The sequence below is a fragment of the Halobaculum sp. MBLA0147 genome (genome assembly GCF_041361345.1).
GTDB lineage: Archaea > Halobacteriota > Halobacteria > Halobacteriales > Haloferacaceae > JAHENP01.
Genome location: NZ_JBGKAD010000001.1, coordinates 2253752 through 2272758, shown reverse-complemented (window position 1 = coordinate 2272758; position 19007 = coordinate 2253752). Strand labels below are relative to the sequence as shown.

Below are 19007 nucleotides of genomic sequence, written 5' to 3'. Positions count from 1 at the left end.
ATCACCCTCCCGAGACGACTGGCGTGTGATGGATCGCGACGCAGTCTGTGTCCTGTTGCCCGCCTACCAGGAGTCGGAGACGGTCGGGGAGGTCGTCGAGGGGTTCCGGGACGCAGGGTTCGAGAACGTCCTCGTCGTCGACGGCGGGTCGAGCGACGGGACGCGGGAGATCGCTCGTGAGGCCGGCGCGCGAGTCGTCGTCCAGTCCGGCAGTGGGAAGGGGCAGGCGATTCGCGAGGGGGTCCGCGAGCACGTGGACACGCCGTACGTCCTCCTGGCGGACGCCGACTGCACCTACCGGCCGGAGGACGCCGACGCGATGTTGGAGCCGCTGTTCGCGGGCCGCGCCGAGCACGTGATCGGCGACCGGTACGGCGAGATGCACGAGGACGCGATGACGCGGTTCAACGACGTCGGGAACTCGATCTTCAACTGGCTGTTCCGGGTGATCCACGGGGAGGACTACGGGGACATCCTCTCGGGGTACCGGGCGTTCACCGTCGCGTCGTTCCGGCGACTCCGCCTGCTCGCGGACGGGTTCGGTATCGAGACGGAGATGTGCGTGGAGTGTGCGCGCCGTGGGATCGCCGTCGAGGTCGTCCCGATCACGTATCTCCCGCGACCGGACGGGTCGAGCACGAACCTCCACCCGGTGAAAGACGGGTGGATCATCCTCGCGGCGCTGTACCGGAAGGCGAAGACGGCGAACCCGCTGTTCTACTTCGGGAGTCTCGGGGTCGCCGTCGGGCTCCTCGGAGTCGCCGTCGAGGCGTTCGTCGCCTACGACTGGTTCGTCAACCGGATCTCCCACGAGGTGCTGGCGTTCGCCGGTGGAACCGCGATCATCCTCGGGATCCAGTTCCTCATCTTCGCCGCGCTGTCGGACCTGGTCGTGACGCTCCACGGGGAGATGCTCGACCGCGTCGAGGCACTGGAAGAGCGCGTCCCGGAGGCAGACCCCGAGCGTACGGGCACGGGTGTCGGCGCGACCACGCGCGAGACGGCCGTCGAGGGTACGGCGGCGGCCGACGACACGGCGACGGCGGGGGACGCTGCCGAAGAACTCGGACGCGAACACGCGCCGGCAGACGCAGAACCGGACCCCGGCGACGACTGACTTCCGCGACGGGTCCGACCACCGGTCGAGTGCCGGCCTGTAACACCGAGCGATCAGAATCTCCGCCTCGCATGGGCTCGGGCGGGATCGAACCGGAACCAGACGTGCTCGCTCACGACGTTCGCTGCGCGCGACTAGGGCTCGATCCGCCTCGCATGGGCTCGGGCGGGATCGAACCGCCGATCTCTTCCTTGTAAGGGAAGCGTCATAACCACTAGACCACGAGCCCGCTGTCGACACTGACACACGACGAAGAATAACGTTTGCCTTTCGTCTGTCGACACGCTTTCGGCGACTCACCACCAGATGGTCGTGTGGCACGCAGACGCCTCGTCGTCACCGTGGTGCTGCTCCTGTTGGTAGCCGGCGGCGTGGCGGTCACGCTCGCCCCGGGACTCCTCGCTCCGAGCGAGTACGAGCGGACGACGGTGACCGTCGCCGACGAGGACGGGACGACGCTCGCGACCGTCGACGTGCGGATCGCCGACACGAGCCGCAAACGCTACGTCGGCCTCTCGGCCACCGACTCGCTGGACGACGACGAGGGGATGCTGTTCGTCCACGACGCGCCGGGGCAGTACGCCTACGTGATGCGTGACATGGCCTTCCCGCTGGACATCCTCTTCGTCGCCCCGAACGGGACGGTCACACGAGTCCACCACGCGGAACTCCCGCCGCCGAACACACCCGAATCGGCACTGGAACGCTACCGCGGGCGGGGGCAGTACGTCCTCGAAGTGCCGTACGGCTACACGAACCGGACGGGCGTGACCGTCGGCGACACGCTCTCGTGGCCCGGTCGGGCGGCCGAGTGAGTCGCGTCGGCCGCCCACGACCCACGTCGGATGGGACGGTCCCGCCGGCAGCCACCCGTTCCGGCAGGGCAGAACCCCCCGTGTTTCGAAACGAAGCGAAGGATTTAGTGACTGGGACACCACCGTCTCGTACCCCATGAGTCACCCCGCTGAGGAAGACGACCCCTTCGAAGACGTCCGCGAGAAGACGGACAATCCGATGCGTCGGTTGTTCGGCGAGTACGGTCGCGAGAACACTCTCCAGTTCGTCGTCGGCTTCGTCGCGAGCGTCGTCGCTCGCGTGCTCGACCTCGTCCCCCCACTCGTGTTGGGGGTCGCGGTCGACTCCATCTTCCGCGACGAGACGACGTACGTCGAGTCCGTCCACGGACTGACACGCCTCCCGACGCCGTGGCTGGAGGCCGTCGTCCCCGCCACCCAGATGGGCCAGTTCTACCTCTCCATCGGGCTGATCGGGCTCGGCTTCTTCGGTGGCGCCTCCTTCCACTGGTCTCGGAACTGGGGGTGGAACTCCTTCGCGCAGAACATCCAACACGACGTGCGGACCGACACGTACGACAAGATGCAGCGATTGAACATGGACTTCTTCGCCGACAAGCAGACCGGCGAGATGATGTCCATCCTCTCGAACGACGTGAACCGCCTGGAGCGGTTCCTCAACGACGGGATGAACTCCTTCTTCCGGCTCTCGGTGATGGTGATCGCCATCGCCGCCATCCTCTTCTCGATCAACTGGCAGCTGGCGCTCGTCGCGTTGGTACCGGTCCCGCTGATCGCCTTCTTCACCTGGCGGTTCATCTCCACGATCCAGCCGAAGTACGCCGACGTGCGCTCGTCGGTCGGACAGCTCAACTCCCGACTGGAGAACAACCTCGGCGGCGTCCAGGTGATCAAGACCTCCAACACCGAGGGGTTCGAGTCCGACCGCGTCGACGACGTGTCGATGGACTACTTCGACGCCAACTGGGACGCCATCGCCACCCGGATCAAGTTCTTCCCGGGACTGCGTGTCATCGCCGGCGTCGGCTTCGTGTTGACCTTCCTCGTCGGCGGCCTGTGGGTGTTCGACGGCGCTCCCGGTCCGTTCGCTGGCACCGTCTCCATCGGGGAGTTCATCATCTTCATCACCCTCACCCAGCGGTTCATCTGGCCGATGGCGCAGTTCGGCCAGATCATCAACATGTACCAGCGGGCGCGTGCCTCCTCGGCGCGGATCTTCGGGCTGATGGACGAGCCCTCCCGGATCGTCGAGGACCCGGACGCGCAGGCACTCGAAGTCACCGACGGCGAGATCGTCTACGACGACGTGACGTTCGGCTACGACGACGAGGAGACGATCGTCGAAGACGTGAGCTTCGAGGTGGGTGGCGGCGAGACGATGGCACTCGTCGGGCCGACGGGTGCCGGGAAGTCCACCGTCCTCAAGCTCCTCCTCCGGATGTACGACGTCGACGACGGAGCGATCGAGATCGACGGCCAGGACCTGCGTGACGTGACGATCCCGAGTCTCCGCCAGTCGCTCGGCTACGTCTCCCAGGAGAGCTTCATGTTCTACGGCACGGTCGCCGAGAACATCGAGTACGGCACCTTCGACGCGAGCCACGAGGAGATCGTCGAGGCCGCGAAGGTCGCGGAGGCACACGACTTCATCACCAACCTCCCCGAGGGGTACGACACGGAGATCGGCGAACGCGGCGTGAAGCTGTCGGGCGGGCAGCGCCAGCGGCTCTCCATCGCCCGCGCCGTCCTGAAGGACCCGGAGATCCTCATCTTGGACGAGGCGACCTCGGACGTGGACACGGAGACGGAGATGCTGATCCAGCGCTCGCTGGACAAACTCACCGAGGACCGCACCACCTTCGCCATCGCCCACCGGCTGTCGACGATCAAGGACGCCGACACCATCGTCGTCTTGGAGGACGGCCGGATCGTCGAACGCGGCAGTCACGAGGACCTGCTGGCCGAGGACGGGCTGTACGCCCACCTCTGGGGCGTCCAGGCGGGCGAGATCGACGAGCTCCCCGAGGAGTTCGTCGAACGCGCCAGCGAACGCGCGAGTCGCACCAGCGCCGAGGCGACGGACGACTGAAGACCGACCTTTTTGACTCCTCGGGGTGGCCGCCTGCGGCGGCCACCCGAGGAAAAAAGCTCGGCCAAAAAGGGCCGCGAGCGCGCCGTTCGGCGCGCTCGCGGTGGGTGTGCTGGCGGTGACCGCTCCGCAGCCGCACCGCTCCGCCACCGCTACCGCTCCGCGACCGCTACCGCCACCGCTCCGCGACTGCTCCGTACCGCCACCGCTCCGCACTGGATCGCTCTGCCGCGACCACGACCGGCACCACCGCTGTGCGAGTCGTGTCGCGTCTCACCGACGACGCCGTCGCTACCTCGTGTCGCGTCCGAAGAGAAGTCGCAGCACAGTCGATTGTGGGTCGCGTCTGGCCGAGTTACAGCCGCACGACGTTCGTCGCGCGCGGGCCCTTGTCCGCCTGCTCGATTTCGAATTCGATCTCCTCACCCTCCGTCAGATCCGGACCGCCGACGTCTTCCATGTGGAAGAACACGTCCTCCTCCGAGTCGTCCGTCGAGATGAAACCGTAGCCGCCTGTGTCGTTGAAGAAGTCAACGTTTCCTTTCGCCATTGCAACCGAACGAACGCGGGACACACGTATAACCCTTCTCATCTGTCCACGCCAGCCGGAATAGAGTGTGCACGTGTGTCACGGAGACTGTGAATAGTGGACATTTGTTCTGTATCGGAGAGAATCGGGAGGATCTCCGACCGCGCGGTCGGGAGTCCGGACGAAACCCTCTCGAATCCACAGTTCTCGGTCGTCGTCTCGGTGTCGGTCGGAGGGGCCGTGTCGGTACGCCGGCCGACGGCGTCTCGTCGTGTCGGTGGATCGGCGAGCGCCGGGCGACTCACTCGGCCAGCACGGAGACGAGTGGCTCCCCCGCGGCGGCGGCCACCTGGTCCGTCTGCCCGACGAAGAAGTGGTCCGCAGCGAGTTCCCGTGTCTCGGCGTCCGCGCCGGCGCGGCGCGCGTCCGCGACCGCCGCGACCACCGGCTCACAGTCGGCCACGTCGTCGCGACTGCCGTAGACGACCCGGAGCGGCGCGGTGACCGACGGGACGGCCGCGACCGCGTCGAGATCCGACGCGATGCGGGCAGTCGGGGCCAACGCGACGACGACCGCGACATCCCGGTCCTCGCCCGCGACGAGGAGACTCAGGGTGGCACCGAAACTGAACCCGAACAGGCCGACACAGTCGTACCGTTCGCGGGCCCAGTCGACGGCGGCTCGCACGTCCGCCCGCTCCCCGTACCCCTCGTCCCAGTCGCCGTAGTCGAACCGGAGACAGTCGATCCCGGCCGCGCGGACCGTCTCCGAGACGGCGACGAGTCGGTCGTCACCCCGGTGTCCGCGGTGCTGTGGGTGTGGCGGACACGCGACGACACAGGCGTCGGCGGTCTCGTCGCTCGTCCGGTGGTCGGTGTCGTCGTCCACCGCGTGGTTCGCGCCGCGCGCCGCACGATCCAGTGTCCCGCGCACGTCGCGACCACCCGGGACGACGACCGACTCCTGCGCGGGCGAGTCGGTCTCCCCACCGGTTCCGGTGTCACCCGTCGTGTCGTCTGTCACGCCTGCCGATCCGAGCGTGACCCTCACGAGTCTGTCGGCGTCCGCTCGAGACCGTCGAGATCGGAGTCGGTCGGCCGGTCGGCGGGAGGCAGCGTCGAGCGTCGCGAGACGTGTGATCAGGATTTATCTGGTAGAGTCCCAATGGCCGTGTATGGGAATCCTCTCTCGGGCGTCGTACGTCGTCCGGTCGAAGCTCAACTCCGTGCTCAACCGGGCGGAGGACCCCTCCGAGACCCTCGACTACAGCTACGAGCAGATGCGCGACGAGCTGCAGGAGGTCAAGCAGGGGATCGCCGACCTGACGACCCAGAAGAAGCGACTGGAGATGCAGAAGCGCAAACTGGAGGACAACGTCGACAAACACAACGAACAGGCTCGCGAGGCCGTCCAGCAGGACCGCGAGGATCTCGCGCGGAAGGCGCTGGAGAAGAAGAAGTCGAAGATGAGCCAGATCGAGGACTTGGAGAGTCAGATCGCCGACCTCCAGAGTACGCAGGACCAACTCGTCGAGAAGAAGAACCAGCTCCAGACCCGCATCGAGGAGTTCAAGACGAAGAAGGAGACGATGAAGGCGCGCTACGAGGCCGCGGAGGCGTCCAACCGCGCGAACGAGGCGATGTCCGGCGTCGGCGACGAGATGGAGGACGTGGGCCGCGCCATCGAGCGCGCCGAAGAGCGCACCGAGGAGATGGAGGCGCGCTCGGAGGCGATGGACGAACTCCAGGCCAACGGCACCTTCGACGACGCGATGGCCAGCGGCGACGAGATCGACCGGGAACTCCAGCAGGGCCGTGCCGACCGCGAGGTCGAGACGGAACTGGAGACGCTCAAGTCCGAGATGGGCAAGAGCACGACCGAGCCCGAGCCGGACGACTCCACGGACACGGAGGCGAACCTCGAGGATCTGGAGACGGAGGCCGCCGACGAGGAGATCGAGGCGGAACTCGAAGAACTCCGCGACGACGACACCGAGACGAAGAGCAGCTGACGCCCCCGTCGGTCCCCGGACGTTCTCGCCGAGCCGCGTCGTGTCGTCCGATCAGTCGTCCTCGTCGCCCAGCCCCGCCAGCGGGCCGAGTTGGCGGGCTCTGAACCCGAGTTTGTCGTCGTAGCCGTCCGTCGACATCAACACGGGGACGAACGCCTCCTCGGCGACGACCGGCGTGCCGTCACGCGTCGCGTACCGCTCGCCGGCCGCGACGAGCGCGAAGTTCTCGGCGACGAACACGTCGCCCGGCTCGCCGGCCTCGCCGACGATCCGGTAGACGGTCGGACGGGTGTCCGGGTCGCGTGGCGGGAGTGCGCCTGGAGTCACGTCCGGCTGCGGGTGGTCGTCACCACCACACCCACCCGTGGTGTCGTCACCCGCGAGCGCGAGGAGGTCGTCGGGGTCGGCGAGCACGTCGGCGGCGGTGAGGAACCGCGCGACGATCCGGACAGCGTCGGCCGCGGCCGCGTCCGTGCCGGTCAACCCGCACTCGACCGCCACACCGTCGACGTGGCTCAAGAGGCCGCCGCCGACGTAGCTGGCGTCGACGACGTGTGCGGTCCCGGTCGCGGCCGCCAGTCGCAGCGCGCGGTCGTCGGCCCGGGCGACGATGGCGAACGGTTCCGCCGTCGAGTGCGTCGAGTGGAGGTCGAGCACGGTCCGGCCGGCGACCGCGTCGAGCACGCGTGCCGCCAGCCGTCGCTCGTGTGTGTCGCCGTCGGAGTCGCCGGGGAACACCCGGTTGCAGTCCTCGTCGACGGCGCGGACACCGGCGTCGACCGCCCGCTCGTTGGCGACGACGAGACGAACTGGAGCCCGCAGCGCGGCGGCGTGCTCGCGGACGTACTCGACCGCGTGTAATCCACACCGCTCGTCCCCGTGGAGACAGGCGACGACCGCGTAGTCGGGGTCGTCCCCGCCGACGTCGTAGACGCGCACACACCGGGTAAGTGAGTGGCCGATTTCAACCGTACGGGTCCGGCACGACGCGCGAGCCGAGGCGACCCACTGCCCGACGGGTACGGCCGCCGGACCGCCTCACGCCGACAGCGTCGACTCCAGTCTCTCGACCAACTCGTCGTTCCCGACGTAGACGGGCGTGCGTCCGTGGAGTGTCGTCGCCTCGCGGTCGAGGATCGACCCCGTGCCGTCCGAGGAGCGGCCGCCGGCAGTCTCGACGACGTACGCGATCGGGTTCCCCTCGAACTGCAGCCGGAGTTTCCCCTCGGGACGCGACTCCAGCGTCGGGTACGCGAACACGCCGCCGTAGGTGAGCACCTGGTTCACGTCGCCGACCATCGCGCCGCCGTACCGCAGTTTGAGCCCGTCCGTCTCCAGCGACTCGACGTACGACGCGACGCCGTCGGGCCAGTCGGGCGCACGCCCGCCGACGCCGTACACCGTCGGGTCGCGCGGCAGAGAGAGGTCGTCGAGTCGCTCGCGGTCTCCGTCGTCGGTGACGAGGTACTCCGTCACTGCCTCGCGGGCGACGACCATCGTCGTGATCGGTCCGTAGAGGACGTACCCCGCGGCGAGGAGGTCCCGACCCGACGCCGGGAGTGGGGCGTCGTACACGCCGATCACCGTCCCCATCGCGTTGTTCGAGGTGAGGTTCGAGGAGCCGTCGAGCGGGTCACACGTCACCGACACACCCGTGCCGGCGTCGACGACCGACTCCCCCTCCTCGCTGGCGTACGCGCCGACACCGTCGAGTCCGGTCAGTCGCTCCCGGAGCAGCTCGTCGGCGTGGACGTCGGCCGCCAGCACGGTCTCGCCCGAGGGGTTCTCGGCGTCGAGGTAGCGGCGACGGCCGGGGAGACTCGCACGGATCTCTGGAGCGAGATCCGCGACCGCGTCGAACACGCGCGCGACGGTGTCGGTGGCGTCGCCAGTGTCGTCTCCGCCGTCGGTAACTCGCCGAGCGTCGTCGGCGTGCTCGCCGCCGTCGGTAACTCGCGAGGTGTCGCCGGTGTCCTCCCCGTCGTCGGCCGCTCGCGGTGTGTCGTCTCCCATCTCAGTCGTCCGCGACCGCGGGAGCGCCGGTGTGTTCGAGTGCCGCGTCGACCGAGGCGTCCTCGAAGATGACGGCCTCCAGCGCGTCGAGAATCTCGCGCGGGTTCTCCCGCTGGAACACGTTGCGACCGACGGCCAACCCGTCTGCACCGGCGTCGACCGCCTCGCGGACGGTCGTCAGGAACGCGCGGTCGTCCGTCTTCGAGCCGCCGGACATGACCACCTTCGTCCGCCCGGACACCTCACAGGCGTGTGCCATCGCGTCGGCGTCGCCGGGGTACTTCACCTTCGCGATGTCGGCACCCAACTCCAACCCCATCCGCGCGGCGTAACTGATGACGCCCGGCTTCGTGTCGTTCTTGAGTCCCTGTCCGCGGGGGTACGCCCACATCACGACGCCGAGTCCGTACTCGCGGGCCGCCTCCTGGACGCGCCGGAACTCCTCGGCCATCTCCACCTCGCCGTTCGCGCCGGCGTACAGCGTGAAGCCGATCGCGTCCGCGTCGAGTTCCTCGGCGGCGTACTCGACGCTACAGTTCAGCGCCGAGTCCGGCTCGCCCATCCAGAGGTTCGAGGTGCCGTTGAGCTTCGTCAGGAGGTTCACCTCGTCCGCGTACCCCGGGTAGTACGCCTCGGCGATCCCCTTCTGGACCGCCAGAGCGGTGACGGCGTCGTGTGTCGCCAACTCGAACACTCGCTCGGGGTCCGCCGTCTCCGGGTTCGGCTCGAAGTCGACCGGGCCGTGTTCGAGCCCGTGGTCGTACGCCAAGATCAGACTCCGTCCCTCGCGCGTGATCGCGTCGTCCGCGTCCGGTAACATCTCGTCTCACAGTGGGGACGCGACACCACATAAATCGAGGGGGACCGAGCACGAACAGAAATTCACTCGGTTTCGAGTTTTCTACGTTCGCGTGTTCTCTCCCGGGAAATCGAACGACACTGGGAGGGCACTCCGTGCATCGACGGGCGACTCACTCCGTGTAGCGGCGGGCCGCGGCACGGAGGGTGGCGAGCCGTTCGGGTTCGAGTCCGAGTGCGCCGGCCACGGCGTCCGGATCGGCCGTCGCCAGTGCGCGCAGCGAGGTGATGCCGGCGGTCGCGAGTCGGCGCTGAGTCGTCTCGTCTACCTCGTCGAGCACCGAGAGTGGCGTCGGCGACGAGCGCGTCTGCCACGCCGGCTCCTCGGCCGGACCGTCCGCAGACTCGCCTCTTTCGCCCGACTCGTCTGGCGTAGTGTCGTCCGTGCCGGAGTCGTCCGTGGCGGTGTCGTCCGTGGCGGTGTCGTCCGTGACGGAGTCGTCCGTGGCGGTGTCGTCCGTGACGGAGTCGTCGGGGGTGTTCCTCGCGACGGGGCCGTCCGTGGTGGTGTCCACGACCCCTCCAGCACCGTCGGCCTGTGCCGTGCCGTTCGTGCGCCGCTCCGTCTCGTCCGACTCGTCGCTCTCTGCCTCCTCCGTGGAGACACCGCCGACGACCGCCGGCCACGCCGCGTCGGCACCCGGTCCGTCCGTGTCGTCTGCCGTCGCGACACCCTCCGGCCGGGCCGTCTCGGGCCACTCGCCGACCGCGTCCGCCTCCTCGACGGTGACGACCGTGTCCGGGCGAGCGGTGTCGGGCCACGCCGTGTCCGTCGCCGCCCCGTCGTCGACGGTCGGGTCGTCGGTCCCTCGCTCCGTCCCGGCGGTGTCGCCGGGCGAGCCGTCCGCTCCCGTCTCGGCGTCGTCCGCGGCCGGTCCGTCCTCGACACCCGCCTGGATCCCGTCGTCCGACTCGTCGCCGTGTCGATCCGCGGCGGTCGGCGGGCCGTCGAGTCCGGTGCCGTCGGCCGTCTCGACGCCCGCGGGGGTCGCCGGCTCGGGCCACTCGCTCTCACCCGTCTCGAACGACACCGTCGGGGAACCGCCGCCGTCCTCGTCCGTCGGCGTCGTGGCGGCGCCGTCGGGCGCGTTCGCCGGGTCGTCCCAGTCCCCCTCGGATGCGGCGACCCACGCACGTTCGCCGTCGCCGAGCCCGCGGACCTGTGTCGACCGGCGGTCGAGGTCGCCGTCGCTGTCTTCCGTCTCGAAGGACCACGGCAGCGAGTGTTCGCGACGGATCTTCGCCGCCACGCCGGGGTTGACGCCGGCCGCACGGAGCATGTTGAACGACACCTCTCTGGCGGCGATCTCCGCGGCGCCGAAGGCGGCGTCGGCGAGCCGCTCGGCCGTCGCCGGCCCGACGAACTTCAACGCCGTCGGCTCCGGCTCGTCGGTGTCGGCGTCGGCGGTCACTGGTCTCCGGTTGGCTACCGCCGGTCTTGAACGTTTCCCGTAGACGGGTGACGAGCGTCCGACACGGGCGCGACGGGTCGCGACCACGCGTCCCACTCGGAGGGTGGACGCGCCGTCGCGAGCGGACGACCACGTCCCGCTACGCTTACCACGGTGCCGCCGGGAGTGTCGCGTATGCGTTCGCTCTCGCAGGTGGACACCGTCGGCGTCGTCGGCGCCGGCACGATGGGCAACGGGATCGCACAGGTGGCGGCGACGGCCGGCTACGACGTGGTGATGCGCGACATCGAGGAGTCGTTCGTCGAGGACGGGTTCGACAGCATCGACTCGTCGCTGGGTCGCCTCGCCGAGAAGGAGGCGCTCCCGGACGGGGAGTCGCCCGAGACGATCCGCGAGCGGATCGCGGGGACGACGGCGTTGGAGGACCTCGCGGACGCGGACCTCGTGATCGAGGCGGCCGTCGAGGACATGGACATCAAGCGCGACATCTTCGCGGACCTCGACGAGTTGGTCGACGACGACGTGGTGTTGGGGACGAACACGTCGACGCTGTCGATCACGACCATCGCGGCCGCGACGAACCGGCCGGCACAGGTCGTCGGGCTCCACTTCATGAACCCGGTGCCGATCATGGAGGGTGTCGAGGTGGTCACGGGGGAGCACACCGACTCGGAGGTGACGGCGTTCGCCCACGAGTTCGCGGAGGCACTGGGGAAGGAGACGTGGGAGTCGGACGACAAGCCGGGGTTCGTGACGAACCGGGTGTTGATGCCGTGGATCAACGAGGGGATCCGCGCGTACGACGAGGGTGTCGCCTCGAAGGGTGACCTCGACAAGGGGATGAAACTCGGGACGAACGTGCCGATGGGGCCGTTGGAGCTGGCCGACCACATCGGGTTGGACATCTGTCTGGACGCGAGCCAGACGCTCCACGAGGAGTTGGGTGACCGGTACAAGCCCGCGTACCTGCTCAAGCGGAAGGTCGACGCCGGGAAACTCGGGAAGAAGACCGGCGAGGGGTTCTACGAGTACGACTGAGCGGAGCGGTGGCGGTGTGGAGCGGTGCAGAGCGGTGGCGGGGCGGTGTGGCGGTAGTGGAGCAGTAGGCTCGGGTCGCGAGCGTCGACCGAAGATAGATCTGCAGTGCGGAGCGGTGCGGTGGCGGTGCGGCAGCGGCCGCGGCGGCGGAGCGGTACGGCAGCGGTTGCGGTACGGCGGCGGTGCGGCGGCGGTCACGCGCCAGCACACCCACCGCGAGCGCGCCCTCGGCGCGCTCGCGGCCCTTTTTGCTCGAGCTTTTTTCCTCGGGTGGCGCGCGTCGCGCGCCACCCGAGGAGTGAAAAAGGTCGGTGCCGAAGAAGGTCGGTGCTTAGTAGAACTCTCTGACCAGATCCGTCGCGCCGTCGGGCGCGCCGTCGGGGATCTCGGCCATGTTCTCGTCGACGCCGTGGGCCTCGTGGTACGGGACGCTGTCCTCGTCCTGCCAGATGACGCCCATGTACTCCTTGTCGGCGTCCAACACCTTCTCCTTCGCGGCCTCGCGGTCCGTCGGGTCGTGGTCGGCCTCCTGCAGGTCGACCAGCGAGTCGCGGAAGTAGTCGTAGGTGTCCACGTCGTTGAACGTGACACACGGCGAGAACACGTTGACGAAGCCGAACCCGTCGTGTTCGATCGCCTTCTGGACGATCTCCTGGTGGCGCAGGGCGTCACTGGAGAACGACTGCGCGATGAACGTCGCGCCGCTGGCGAGTGCCAGCGCGAGCGGGTTGACCGGGGGCTGCTTGGGGCCCTCCGGCGTCGTGGAGGTCTCGAAGTCCTCGCGCGAGGTCGGGGAGGCTTGCCCCTTCGTCAGCCCGTAGATCCGGTTGTCCATCACGACGTAGCTCATGTCCACGTTCCGTCGGACGGTGTGGACGAAGTGGCCCGCACCGATGGAGTAGCCGTCGCCGTCGCCGCCGGCGACCATCACCTCCAGGTCCGGGTTGGCGAGCTTCACGCCCGTCCCGACCGGGAGCGCGCGGCCGTGGACGCCGTGGAGCGCGTAGCTGTGCATGTACGTGCCGATCTTGCCGGAACAGCCGATACCGGCGACGACGAAGGTGTTGTCCGGGTCGTTGCCCGTCTCCGCGAGTGCCTTCATCATCCCGTTCATCGTCCCGAAGTCGCCGCACCCGGGACACCACGTCGGCTGCTTGTCGGACTTGAAGTCGGTGAATCGAACGTCTGAGCTCATTCTGCCTCGACCTCCTGTGAGTCGCCGCCGGCACCGGGCGCCGGCTCCGCCAGCGTCTCCGCGATCCGGTCCGCGAGTTCGTCCGCCTTGTAGCGGACGCCGTTGTACTTGTTGATGCGTTTCACCCGCTGGAGCGTGTCGTGTTCCAGCACGTCCGCGAACTGGCCGGTCTCGTTACACTCGACGACGATCACGTCGTCGGCACGCTCGAACTCCTCGGTGAGGTCCGGGCGCGGGAAGATGTACGGCACCGAGACGACGCGGACGGGTTCCTCCAGCATGTCGAGCGCCTCGACGATGGCACCCTCGTTGGAGCCCCACGTCACGACGAGACTGTCCGCCTCCGGGTCGCCGAACTCGCGGTAGTCGAAGTTCTCGCGCTCGCGGGCGGTCTCGACCTTGCGGTTGCGTTTGTCCACCTGCTCGACGCGCATCTCGGTGTCCTCCGTCCGACGACCGAGTTCGTCGTGTTCCAGCCCGGTCGTCATGTGTGCGCCGCCGGTCGTGCCGGGGAACGCACGCGGGCTGATCCCGTCCTCGGTGAGCTCGTGGGGCTTGAACTGCCCCTTCTCGGTCGCGTGTTCGGCAGCACCCTCGGCGTCGACGACGTTGCCGCGCTCGACGTCGACGGCGTCCATGTCGAAGGTGTCCGGCTCGAACGTCCGCTCGGTGACGGCCATCGAGAGGTCCGCGACGAGGTAGACGGGCACCTGGTACTTCTCGGCGAGGTTGAACGCCTCCACCGTCTTCCAGAAGCACTCGTCGACGCTGGTCGGTGCGACGACGAACCGCGGTACCTCGCCGTGGCCGCCGTACAACGTCATGTTGAGGTCGCCCTGCTCCTGTTTCGTCGGCATCCCCGTCGAGGGGCCCGACCGCATCACGTCACAGATCACCAGCGGCGTCTCGCTGGTGGCGACGAGCCCGAACGTCTCGGACATCAGGTCGATCCCCGGCCCGGAGGTGGCGGTCATCGACCGGGCGCCGGCCCGCGCCGCCCCGAGCGCCAGGTTGATCGCCGACAGCTCGTCTTCCGCCTGGACGACGTGCCCGCCGAACTGCTCGATCCGGCCCGTCAGGTACTCCATCACGTCCGTCGCGGGTGTGATGGGGTAGCCGGCGTAGAACCGACAGCCGGCCGCGATGGCACCCATCCCGATGGCCTCGTCGCCGTTGAGGAGGACGTAGTCGTCGTCCGTCGTCTCTAAGTCGTAGTCGAACTCCACGTCGTCGTACTCCGACTGGACGTACTCTTGGCCCTTCCGGGCGGCCTGTTCGTTGTTCTCGACGATGGCCGACCCCTTGTCGCCGAACCGCTTGTCGAGCGCGGAGTCGAGGTTCTCGATGGGGAACGCCGTCGCCTCACAGGCCGCCCCCAGGGCGACGATGTTGGCCATGATCGCGCCGCCGGCCTCCTCCGCGAGGTCCTGCAACGGCACGTCGAGTCCGATCATCCCGTCGGGGATCTCCACGTCCTGCATCGTGGTGCGTTCCCCGTCGTAGATGATCACCGACCCCTCGTGGAGTTCGTCGAGGTTCTCCTCGATGGTTCGTGGCGTGAGCGCGATCAACACGTCGAGACGGTCGACGACCGACTTGACCTGCTCGGTGCTCGTCCGCACCTTGTAGGCAGTGTAGCCGCCTCGAATCCGAGACGCGAAGTCCTTCGACGTGAAGACGTGTCGCCCCGCCCGGGAGAGTGCTTGTGCGAAGATCTTCCCGGTAGAGGCGATGCCATCGCCGGCCTCGCCGCCGATGGCCCAGTTGAAGTCCGCTGGCATACTACCGCCACCTTCCCGTGGGGCGACGAAAAGCCTTCGGAAGCGTGAACCGCTCACAGACCCGGATCTTCCCGGTCGTTCCCCAGATTTCTTCGGCGTTCGTCGACTCCGGGGTCGCACACGCGCCGACAACTGGACGTGTGTCCGGTCCGGTCGCGTGCGGGTGGGCGTGTGTCTCGTGGGCTCTCTCGGTGCGTGCGAATCGGAGACGGCGCTTCGATACGCCGGGGGCGGTTGTTGGTCAGTCGCCGAGCACCGACTCGATGCGGTCGACTGGGGCGTAGTATCCACGTTCCGTCTGCCACCGGTCCAGCCACTGGTTCGCCGTCTCCGGCGAGATCTCGTCGCGGCGAACGCCGACGGCGAGCAGCCCCACCGATCCCGTGACGTCGATCGTCCGTCGTTCGGCAGCGTCTCTGGCCGCCGCGTCGTCCGTCGCGACGATGCCACCGCGTCGCGCCGCGCCACGGAGGCAGGTCGCCTCTCCCAGATCCAGTCGTTCGCGGAGACGACGGAACGTGTCGTCCCGTTCGACGGTCACCACCGGTATCCGTCTCTCGAGTGCGTCCGAGACCGTCTCGAGGTGATCGTACCCGGCTTCGACTCCGGTTTCGATCTCTTCGGCGACGGCGACGCTCGTGACCAGATCGTCGGTCACTCGAACGAGAAACGAGACGCCACCGGCGACGGCGAAGTTGCTCAGCACGGTCGCGTCGACCCACACCCTCGGAGCATCTCCAGACACGGTCACTCGTCGTCGAGCCGACTCGCTGCGGCGACTTCGGACTCCAGCTCGGCGGCCGTCCGTGGACCGTACAGGGCGTCGAACCCAGATTCCTCTAAGAGTTCCTCGAACTCCCACCGCGTCATCTCGGCGCGCTCGGCAGCCCGACCGAGCGAGATCTCGCCGAGCGCGTACCGGCCCACCGCCGTCGCGAGGTCGTCGTTCGTGTTCGAGTGTTTCGACGCCATCGTATCCCCACGTAGGTCGACGGTGGACAAATAGCTGTGGTGGAGACACCGTCGACGAGGGCTCGCGTCCGTTCGGGTGTCTCTCAGTCGAGTCCCGACACCCGCAGTTCGTCGCCGACGGCGACTCCGTCCGCGGTGCCGGCGGGTAGTTCGATCAGGGTGTCCGCCTCCGCGGCGGCGAGCCCACGCCACGGGCGGAGTTCCCGTACTGCCTCCACCTCGCCGTCGACGAGCCACACCACGTCGATGGGGAACGGGACGAACACCATGTGCGTGTCGCGCCTGCCGACGCCGTCGAACGGGAACACCAACGCGTAGTCGTCCGGGATCGACCGCCGGAACATCAACCCGAGCGCCTGTTGGAGGAACGTGTCCGCCACCTCCACCTCCGTCGCCAGCGTCGTCGACTCCCCGTCGGCCGGGTCGTGTACCACTCGCACGCCCGAGAGACGACGGCGTGGCGACTTGGCCGTTCCGCTCCGGCGGCGGCGAGGCGGCTCAGCCGTTCCGCTCCGACGACGGCGGAGCGGGCAGCGGTGGTGCCGTCGCTCTCGGGTTTCGTGCTGGTCTCCCCACGGCGTGCCGCCACCCGACCCACTATCCCGGTCGGGCACCGACGGACGGGTATGTGTACGCTGACGTTGGCGTGGCAGGTGTTCCCCGACGCGCCCGTGGTGGCGGCGGCGAACCGCGACGAGGCGACGGATCGGCCGTCCGAGCCGCCCCGCGAGATCGAGCCGGGGATCGTCGCGCCACTGGACGTCGAGGCGGGCGGCACCTGGATCGGGCACACGGACGACGGGCTGTTCGTCGGCCTGACGAACCGCTGGGTCGAGGGGTTGGCCGGCGAGCGCTCGCGGGGGCTGTTGGTCCGGGACTGTCTGCGCGCCGCGTCGGCGGAGGCGGCGGCGCGACACGTCGAGGAGGCCGTCGCCGACCACGAGTACGACGGGTTCAACCTGCTCGTCGCGGACGCCGACGCCGCGATCCTGCTGTCGTGGGACGGCCACCTCGCGCCGACGACGCTGGAGCCGGGGGTCCACGTCCTCGGCAACGTGGGGCTCGACGGCGACTTCTACGAGCCACCCGAGCGGCCGGAGTTGGGACCGGAACGCGCCGACGCCGCCGTCCGTCTGCGCGAGCATCTCCGCCCCGAGCCGGGTGAGACGGCGACCGCGTGGCGCGACCGCGCCGCGACGGCGCTGGGCGACCACGAGTTCGGTGTCTGTGTTCACGAGGACGGTTACGGGACGGTGTCCGCGTCGCTGGTCACGCTGTTCGCCGACGGGACGAGCGACTACCGGTTCGCGGACGGCCCGCCGTGTGAGACGGCGTTCGAGCGTGTCGACCCGTGAGTACGGTGATCCGATCGGCGAGTCCGCCGGCCGCTCGGGCGAGAACAGGATTTAAACCGGAGACACACCCACTCTCGTGTATGAGCGTCGCCGAGGCGGAAGCGGAACTCTCCGACGTCGAGCGGGAGGCGCTGGAGTTGGTCCGCGAGACGGGTGGGATCCACCAGAGTGACTTCTGGAAGGAACTCGACGTGTCCTCGCGGAAGGGGAGTCGTATCGCGGAGAAACTGCTGGAGAAGGAGCTGATCCGCCGCGAGGAGACGGTGTACGACGGCCACAACACGTACCTCCTCTTGCCGACGGCCCGCGACCTGGACTTCTCGCTTCTGATGGCCGGGGACATGCTCTCGCCGTTCATCGGCGAGGAGGAGGTCGACCCCAACAGCGACTCGTTCACCCAGTGGCTGATGAACCTCGCCTACGAGGAGTGAGCCGCTGTATGTCGCCGATCGGACAGGCGACGACCGGCGCCCTAGAACCCGACACACCGACACGTCACGAACAGCCGAACGGCGCGACGCCCGACTGCAGAGGGTGGGGTGGACACGGCCCCGGGTGTGGTCGCCGGTGATCACGCTCACCACGATCGTGTTGGTGGTCGTCTGGTCGGTGTTTCTGTTGTACTCCGTGTCGGTGTTGTTCTGGCTGTACGAGGTGCTCCTGCTCGCGCGCGGCCAGCTCGTCTCGGACGACGAACTCGTCTACGATCACGACGACGTCCAGGTCCGTATTCTGACGATCGGCGCGGAGGCGGTCGTCCAAGGGACCGTCGACTCGGTCCCCGAGGCGGTCGAAGGTGTCCGCGTGATCGCCGAACAGGAGATGGACATCGACGGGGCGACGGTCCACGTCGTCCCCGACGAGTTCGACTGTGCAGCGCGACACAAGGGCCGCGCGCTGGAGTGGGCACGTCGACACGTTCCCTGCTCGAAGGAGTTCGTGTTGTACCTCGACGAGGACACGCTGGTCCAACAGTTCCGGGGGTTGCCGGACGCGGACGTGGTCCAGATCACCGAGATGCCCATCTTCACCGGGTCGTGGATCGCGTACCTCTCGGAGACGTTCCGGATCGGCTACCAGTACGAACAACGCGCGTTCGGCCGCTTCGACTACCCGTTGTACGCCTGGGGTGGGGGGATCGCGATCCGGCAGTCGCTGGAAGACGAGGTCACGTGGGACGTCGAGACGATCACCGAAGACACCACCTTCGTCTGGCGTGCGGCCGAGGCGGGGACTCTCGACTTCCGCGTGTTGAACCTGAAGTTTCGGAACCAGGCACCGCCGACGCTGCGTGGGATGTTCCGCCAGCGACGGCGGTGGTTCTCGGGGACACAACACTCCTCGGACCTGCTCCCGCGTCGGTACCAACTGTTCCTCTCGTTCCGGATGGTCGCGTGGGCGTTGTCCCCGCTCGTCCCCGTGCTCTCGCTCCTGTTGTTCCTGTTTCCGCAGTACGTCCCGCAGTCGTCCGTGTACCAACTCGTGTCGTTGGCCGAGTTCCTGACACTGTTCGTCGTCACTGGAGTAGGCGTCACGGTCTACGGCCGCCACGAGCGGGTGACGCTGCTGGCGCTCCCGCTGACGCCGTTGTTGGTCGTGTTGAACACCGTCGGCGCGCTGTGGGGGTACGTCTCCCCGATCGAGACGTTCGCGGTGACGGAGAAGGTCGCTCCGGAGACGGAGGTGGTCGGTCCCACGACGTTAGAGGAGCGGAACCCGATGCTAGAAGAGGGTGCGATCGCCGACCACGACGGCGAGGAGGAGCTCGTCAGTGACGGTGGGATCGACGACGCACTGTTCCGGGAGTAGTCGAGACAGATT

Annotated in this window: 19 protein-coding genes and 1 tRNA gene; 8 read left to right on the top strand and 12 right to left on the bottom strand. The window is 68.2% G+C overall.

Going from position 1 to position 19007, the window contains the following annotated elements; genetic code table 11:
* Positions 1 to 25: 25 nt before the first annotated feature.
* On the top strand, positions 26 to 1117 hold the full coding sequence (gene aglJ / locus RYH80_RS10870) for an S-layer glycoprotein N-glycosyltransferase AglJ (RefSeq protein WP_370903894.1): 1092 nt from the start codon (positions 26 to 28) through the stop codon (positions 1115 to 1117).
* Between the two features lie 156 nt (positions 1118 to 1273).
* Here aglJ and RYH80_RS10865 read toward each other — a convergent pair.
* A tRNA-Val gene (locus tag RYH80_RS10865) sits at positions 1274 to 1346 on the bottom strand.
* Positions 1347 to 1470: 124 nt separating this feature from the next.
* Here RYH80_RS10865 and RYH80_RS10860 point away from each other — a divergent pair.
* Together RYH80_RS10860 and RYH80_RS10855 are read left to right on the top strand one after the other, a co-directional pair.
* A complete protein-coding gene (locus tag RYH80_RS10860) occupies positions 1471 to 1932 on the top strand; it encodes a DUF192 domain-containing protein (protein ID WP_370904703.1) in 462 nt (153 codons plus the stop codon).
* A gap of 136 nt (positions 1933 to 2068) precedes the next feature.
* A complete protein-coding gene (locus tag RYH80_RS10855) occupies positions 2069 to 4021 on the top strand; it encodes an ABC transporter ATP-binding protein (RefSeq protein WP_370903893.1) in 1953 nt (650 codons plus the stop codon).
* Positions 4022 to 4376: 355 nt separating this feature from the next.
* On the opposite strand, the gene RYH80_RS10850 is transcribed toward RYH80_RS10855, so the two are convergent.
* Together RYH80_RS10850 and RYH80_RS10845 are read right to left on the bottom strand one after the other, a co-directional pair.
* A complete protein-coding gene (locus tag RYH80_RS10850) occupies positions 4377 to 4571 on the bottom strand; it encodes a cold-shock protein (protein WP_370903892.1) in 195 nt (64 codons plus the stop codon).
* Positions 4572 to 4851: 280 nt separating this feature from the next.
* Complete coding sequence (locus RYH80_RS10845) at positions 4852 to 5574, bottom strand: CocE/NonD family hydrolase (RefSeq protein ID WP_370903891.1); 723 nt, start codon at positions 5572 to 5574, stop codon at positions 4852 to 4854.
* A gap of 151 nt (positions 5575 to 5725) precedes the next feature.
* On the opposite strand from RYH80_RS10845, the gene RYH80_RS10840 reads away from it, so the two are divergent.
* A complete protein-coding gene (locus RYH80_RS10840; RefSeq protein ID WP_370903890.1) occupies positions 5726 to 6562 on the top strand; it encodes a PspA/IM30 family protein in 837 nt (278 codons plus the stop codon).
* A 51-nt stretch (positions 6563 to 6613) separates the two neighbouring features.
* Here RYH80_RS10840 and RYH80_RS10835 read toward each other — a convergent pair whose 3' ends face one another.
* The 4 genes from RYH80_RS10835 to RYH80_RS10820 form a co-directional block, all read right to left on the bottom strand.
* Entirely contained in the window at positions 6614 to 7501 is an 888-nt protein-coding gene (locus RYH80_RS10835; RefSeq protein WP_370903889.1) for a M14 family metallopeptidase, read from the bottom strand.
* A gap of 99 nt (positions 7502 to 7600) precedes the next feature.
* Positions 7601 to 8575, bottom strand: coding sequence for a class 1 fructose-bisphosphatase (locus RYH80_RS10830; RefSeq protein ID WP_370903888.1), 975 nt, complete (start codon positions 8573 to 8575; stop codon positions 7601 to 7603).
* Position 8576: 1 nt separating this feature from the next.
* Positions 8577 to 9395, bottom strand: coding sequence for a class I fructose-bisphosphate aldolase (locus RYH80_RS10825; RefSeq protein ID WP_370903887.1), 819 nt, complete (start codon positions 9393 to 9395; stop codon positions 8577 to 8579).
* A 151-nt stretch (positions 9396 to 9546) separates the two neighbouring features.
* Positions 9547 to 10845, bottom strand: coding sequence for a DUF7409 domain-containing protein (locus RYH80_RS10820; RefSeq protein ID WP_370903886.1), 1299 nt, complete (start codon positions 10843 to 10845; stop codon positions 9547 to 9549).
* A gap of 174 nt (positions 10846 to 11019) precedes the next feature.
* Here RYH80_RS10820 and RYH80_RS10815 point away from each other — a divergent pair, with 174 nt between their 5' ends.
* Positions 11020 to 11883 carry a 3-hydroxyacyl-CoA dehydrogenase family protein gene (locus RYH80_RS10815; protein WP_370903885.1) on the top strand — a complete coding sequence of 288 codons (864 nt, stop codon included), beginning with the start codon at positions 11020 to 11022 and terminating at the stop codon, positions 11881 to 11883.
* 331 nt (positions 11884 to 12214) lie between these two features.
* Here RYH80_RS10815 and RYH80_RS10810 read toward each other — a convergent pair whose 3' ends face one another.
* The 5 genes from RYH80_RS10810 to RYH80_RS10790 all read right to left on the bottom strand — a co-directional run bounded on the left by RYH80_RS10810 (position 12215) and on the right by RYH80_RS10790 (position 16271).
* Positions 12215 to 13078, bottom strand: a complete 864-nt coding sequence (locus tag RYH80_RS10810; RefSeq protein ID WP_370903884.1) for a 2-oxoacid:ferredoxin oxidoreductase subunit beta — start codon at positions 13076 to 13078, stop codon at positions 12215 to 12217.
* Positions 13075 to 14859 (bottom strand): 2-oxoacid:acceptor oxidoreductase subunit alpha, encoded by a 1785-nt coding sequence (locus RYH80_RS10805; RefSeq protein ID WP_370903883.1) that lies wholly within the window; start codon positions 14857 to 14859, stop codon positions 13075 to 13077. Before RYH80_RS10805 ends, RYH80_RS10810 begins: the two co-directional genes overlap by 4 nt.
* Positions 14860 to 15100: 241 nt before the next feature.
* Positions 15101 to 15583, bottom strand: a complete 483-nt coding sequence (locus tag RYH80_RS10800) for a PIN domain-containing protein (RefSeq protein ID WP_370903882.1) — start codon at positions 15581 to 15583, stop codon at positions 15101 to 15103.
* A gap of 23 nt (positions 15584 to 15606) precedes the next feature.
* Positions 15607 to 15831 carry a UPF0175 family protein gene (locus RYH80_RS10795; protein WP_370903881.1) on the bottom strand — a complete coding sequence of 75 codons (225 nt, stop codon included), beginning with the start codon at positions 15829 to 15831 and terminating at the stop codon, positions 15607 to 15609.
* Positions 15832 to 15914: 83 nt separating this feature from the next.
* Positions 15915 to 16271, bottom strand: coding sequence for a DUF192 domain-containing protein (locus RYH80_RS10790; protein ID WP_370903880.1), 357 nt, complete (start codon positions 16269 to 16271; stop codon positions 15915 to 15917).
* Between the two features lie 186 nt (positions 16272 to 16457).
* Between RYH80_RS10790 and RYH80_RS10785 the strand changes: the two genes are divergently transcribed.
* The 3 genes from RYH80_RS10785 (at position 16458) to RYH80_RS10775 (ending at position 18995) form a co-directional block, all read left to right on the top strand.
* Positions 16458 to 17186 carry an NRDE family protein gene (locus RYH80_RS10785; protein WP_370903879.1) on the top strand — a complete coding sequence of 243 codons (729 nt, stop codon included), beginning with the start codon at positions 16458 to 16460 and terminating at the stop codon, positions 17184 to 17186.
* An 80-nt stretch (positions 17187 to 17266) separates the two neighbouring features.
* Positions 17267 to 17617 (top strand): helix-turn-helix transcriptional regulator, encoded by a 351-nt coding sequence (locus tag RYH80_RS10780; RefSeq protein ID WP_370903878.1) that lies wholly within the window; start codon positions 17267 to 17269, stop codon positions 17615 to 17617.
* Positions 17618 to 17753: 136 nt separating this feature from the next.
* On the top strand, positions 17754 to 18995 hold the full coding sequence (locus tag RYH80_RS10775; protein ID WP_370903877.1) for a glycosyltransferase family 2 protein: 1242 nt from the start codon (positions 17754 to 17756) through the stop codon (positions 18993 to 18995).
* Positions 18996 to 19007 lie beyond the last annotated feature (12 nt).

Bases quoted from the DNA above. Each gene is read 5' to 3' on its own strand.
- RYH80_RS10855 (WP_370903893.1), top strand. From the start codon at position 2,069: ATGAGTCACCCCGCTGAGGAAGACGACCCCTTCGAAGACGTCCGCGAG.
- RYH80_RS10850 (WP_370903892.1), bottom strand. From the start codon at position 4,571: ATGGCGAAAGGAAACGTTGACTTCTTCAACGACACAGGCGGCTACGGT.
- RYH80_RS10840 (WP_370903890.1), top strand. From the start codon at position 5,726: ATGGGAATCCTCTCTCGGGCGTCGTACGTCGTCCGGTCGAAGCTCAAC.
- RYH80_RS10830 (WP_370903888.1), bottom strand. From the start codon at position 8,575: ATGGGAGACGACACACCGCGAGCGGCCGACGACGGGGAGGACACCGGC.
- RYH80_RS10825 (WP_370903887.1), bottom strand. From the start codon at position 9,395: ATGTTACCGGACGCGGACGACGCGATCACGCGCGAGGGACGGAGTCTG.
- RYH80_RS10815 (WP_370903885.1), top strand. From the start codon at position 11,020: ATGCGTTCGCTCTCGCAGGTGGACACCGTCGGCGTCGTCGGCGCCGGC.
- RYH80_RS10810 (WP_370903884.1), bottom strand. From the start codon at position 13,078: ATGAGCTCAGACGTTCGATTCACCGACTTCAAGTCCGACAAGCAGCCG.
- RYH80_RS10805 (WP_370903883.1), bottom strand. From the start codon at position 14,859: ATGCCAGCGGACTTCAACTGGGCCATCGGCGGCGAGGCCGGCGATGGC.
- RYH80_RS10795 (WP_370903881.1), bottom strand. From the start codon at position 15,831: ATGGCGTCGAAACACTCGAACACGAACGACGACCTCGCGACGGCGGTG.
- RYH80_RS10785 (WP_370903879.1), top strand. From the start codon at position 16,458: ATGTGTACGCTGACGTTGGCGTGGCAGGTGTTCCCCGACGCGCCCGTG.
- RYH80_RS10780 (WP_370903878.1), top strand. From the start codon at position 17,267: ATGAGCGTCGCCGAGGCGGAAGCGGAACTCTCCGACGTCGAGCGGGAG.